The following is a 3305-nucleotide window of genomic DNA, read 5'->3' as shown; positions in this document are numbered from 1 at the left end:
CAATTATGAGTCGTAATCCACGTATTGACAATAGGAGGTCACTTCATATTATCTCATTGTTAGTCAAAATAAATGAAAAAAAATACATAGGCGAATTATTATCAATATTATTTATATTTATTCCATTTATGTTTAATAACTATTCATTTTTTGGATTTTTCCCATCAAATGTAATTCAATTATCTAGAAATATTTTGAACTTTAGCTGGATAAATGGAATAAATCCTATATATTTAGAATTCATTGCTTTATTATGTGTTGCTATTTTATTGTTTTTGCTAGTTTGTCGAAAAAATAGAAAAGAAACTTAAATTTTAATTGAGTTTTTCGCATAATCAAAACCACTTATTCCATTAACCAGTGCCATTTATACAATTTTAGTTGTTAGATGGATTTGTATTCAATCTGTGATTTATAGACTTGGAGGTTTAGAATATATGACTAAATTTTTTTTGCTTGATTTAATTCTATTTTTGATAATTTGTGGTGTTGCAATTATTTTACAATATCATTTTGGGAATAGACTTAATAAGAAATTTGAAATAGTTTATGGTTGTATATCTGCTGGAATTATAGTAGTTACCAGTATAGTATTTGCAATTAAAATGAATCCGATTATTACACCTTCGTTGCATGCTGATTATTTAAAGTTAAACGAAGAAATTAAATATACCAGTATTGAATTATGCGAAAACTATAGAGATTGTACACTTAAGATCGTAGCAAATGGTTTTAGATGGGGATACCAAACGTATTATTCTGGGGATGCTAATGTTGAGATATACAATAGCAAAAATGAAAAGTTGGATTATTATTACAAAGCTAAAGTTTATTACAATCTTGATGTTAATGATTTTATAGTGCTAAAAGATGTAAATGAAAATAAAATATATATTTTCAACTTTGACACAAATCAACAAACACAGGATTTTTATGATTTGTTATGTAAAAAAGTTGATAAAGTAGGTGTTTCACATACTGAGAGCCATTCCGTCCATCACTAGGAGCCAGGTAATCCATTGCTCAGAGCCACTAAATCCACGAAGAGCCACTTCAAATTTATGAAATGGTTCTTTTTATCGTTCGACTTTTGAATAATCCTCTTCTTTTTAAAAGAATTGTGTAGGATGAGTCACTAAAACTGTAATTGATGGCTAATTCGGTGTGACTCTAGCGGTTATACCAGTTACTGATGACGGTTTGAATCGGTGTAACATAACGGATGATCGGTGTAATAAGGCCTTAATACCATAGTTTGACTGCGGTGAAACAAGGCATTTTTGTGTTCGAACATTTGGATGTGAGATTAGGTGAATTAGTTTATTAAGAAAATTATATCTACAATCTTTAAATTATAATCAAATGATATGTCTGATTGAGTATTAAACTCTTTATCAATATTTGAAGTTGATTCTTTTATATCATTCTCGAATGTAGAAGGAAAATTAAAAATAATTTGAAGAGTACAAGAATATATATCTTTTCGTGATTTAATGATAATAAATCTTTGCTCATCAGATAAACTACAATATTTTATAGCAAGATCTAAGATTTTAGTATAAAAAATCATTTGATTGATGGAATCTAATTTTGATAAATCATCACTATAAAGGGTTGATGTAACTGAAATGTTTAAACTTGATAATTGATTTTTTTTATGGTTTAAAACTGTTGAAAAGATTGGAGAATTGGTATATATTTCATTAAATTCTTTGATTGTCTTGTTTGACAATGATTTAATTAATGAGTCTAGCTCATCATATTTTTTCTGATCTATTAACTGATTAAGTTCAGCACAAGTATGAAGTAAATTGTGTAAAAATTTAAAATTGGATTCATATTCCTTGTTTAAGGAATTAAATTTTGAAATCATCATTTCTTTACTTAATTCTGATATTTCTAAACTTTTTTTAAGGGTTTCGTTTTTAATGATTTGTAGTTGAAACAATATTGTAATAAAATTAAAAATTAGCAAGAGAAATAAAATAATAACAAGAATCTTGTTTCCTGAAAAGAGTGTTTGATAGTTTCCATATACAATGAGAAACAATATCGTTGTTAATGCAGGAAAAAACAAAATATAAAAGGATTTAGGTAAGTTTGTGATTTTAATAGTATGACATATTTTTTGTATGATATATGAAAAAAAATAAGCAAAAAACTGTGTCAAAATTATAATCACCAAATAAGTATTTGATGTGTAGATATTATTTAAAGAGAAACTAGGATTAAATAATTGAAAAAAAACAATTGATAATGACTCTGAAATCCCTATCATCAAGTAACATACCAAAAACAATGTAAATTTATTAATTAGCGAACCCTTAAATAAAAATGATATATATATGTATAGTGTAATAAAAGAGAGAATTTTTCCTATCTGATTGATTCCGTTATAATTTCCTAAAAAAGTGCACATTATAGCAAGAAGAAATAATAAAAAAAACAAATAACAGGATATTTTTCTTTTAGCAATAAATTGGTTAAAGAAATGTGTAATAAAAATAACTGTGAGTATATCGGATAGAAAAATCATCATAGTATGTTATGCAAATTAGCAAAATATTGATTTGTGAACGACTTTTTGAAATTTTTAGATAATGGGATTTTTTCACCATTGTTCATGATAATATCTTTACCATCTGAAGAAAAACCACTAACATAATCAAGATTAACTAAAAAAGACTTATATGGTTGTCCAAACCCTTTATTAGATAGTTTTTCAATCCAATGTTTAAGAGGATATGTAGTTTTTTTCTCAATACTATTAACAAAATGAATAATCGTATGTCGATTAAGAAATTCTATGTATAACATATCCTTATAATGTATCTTATATTGAGATATCTTTTTATCGAAAAAACCGTATTGTTGTTTAAATGAAGTTGATAAGACACTCTGCATCTCTACGTTAAATATTTTTTCATCAATTGGTTTAATAAGATATCTTTTCGCTTCTATTTTATATCCATCTATTAAATATTTTTTAAAGCTAGAAGTGATTATAATAATAGAACTACGATTATAGGTTCTTATTTTCGATGCAATTTCTATGCCGTTGTAGTCTCCTAGTTCAATATCCAAAAAAATTAAATCATATTCTAGAAACAATTTGGATCCTACATCAAAATTCTCAAGATAATCAATCTTATATAATATATTGTTTGATTGTAAAAAGGAATCTAGTAATTGATGTAAGTGTAGCTTATCTCTTTCTATATCTTCACAAATTAATATTTTTATCATTATGCCTGGTATATTGTAATTGACCCATCTAGCTGGTCATTTACAACATACATCTCCTT

General features: G+C 25.9%; 4 protein-coding genes. 2 read left to right on the top strand and 2 right to left on the bottom strand.

The window, feature by feature from the left end; all coding sequences use genetic code 11:
- Both LJE08_RS13165 and LJE08_RS13160 read left to right on the top strand, forming a co-directional pair.
- Positions 1–311: hypothetical protein (locus LJE08_RS13165; RefSeq protein WP_227403466.1), on the top strand; the 311-nt coding region annotated here is incomplete at its 5' end.
- 126 nt (positions 312–437) lie between these two features.
- Entirely contained in the window at positions 438–1004 is a 567-nt protein-coding gene (locus LJE08_RS13160; protein WP_227403465.1) for a hypothetical protein, read from the top strand.
- 311 nt (positions 1005–1315) lie between these two features.
- Here the strand turns inward: LJE08_RS13160 and LJE08_RS13155 are convergent, their stop codons facing one another.
- Positions 1316–1948, bottom strand: coding sequence for a hypothetical protein (locus tag LJE08_RS13155; protein WP_227403464.1), 633 nt, complete (start codon positions 1946–1948; stop codon positions 1316–1318).
- A 587-nt stretch (positions 1949–2535) separates the two neighbouring features.
- The gene (locus LJE08_RS13150) at positions 2536–3246 is read right to left on the bottom strand and encodes a LytTR family DNA-binding domain-containing protein (protein WP_227403463.1); all 711 of its coding nucleotides are present in this window, start codon (positions 3244–3246) and stop codon (positions 2536–2538) included.
- Between the last annotated feature and the right edge of the window lie 59 nt (positions 3247–3305).

Source organism: Holdemanella sp. DFI.5.55, assembly GCF_020593575.1.
Taxonomy (GTDB): Bacteria; Bacillota_I; Bacilli_A; order Erysipelotrichales; family Erysipelotrichaceae; genus Holdemanella; species Holdemanella hominis.
Note: the sequence above shows the minus strand (reverse complement) of the source record. Positions and strands in the feature narration are given on the sequence as shown.

What these genes read in the sequence shown, in the direction of transcription:
- LJE08_RS13160 (WP_227403465.1), top strand. Translation starts at nt 438, where the DNA reads ATGACTAAATTTTTTTTGCTTGATTTAATTCTATTTTTGATAATTTGT.
- LJE08_RS13150 (WP_227403463.1), bottom strand. Translation starts at nt 3,246, where the DNA reads ATGATAAAAATATTAATTTGTGAAGATATAGAAAGAGATAAGCTACAC.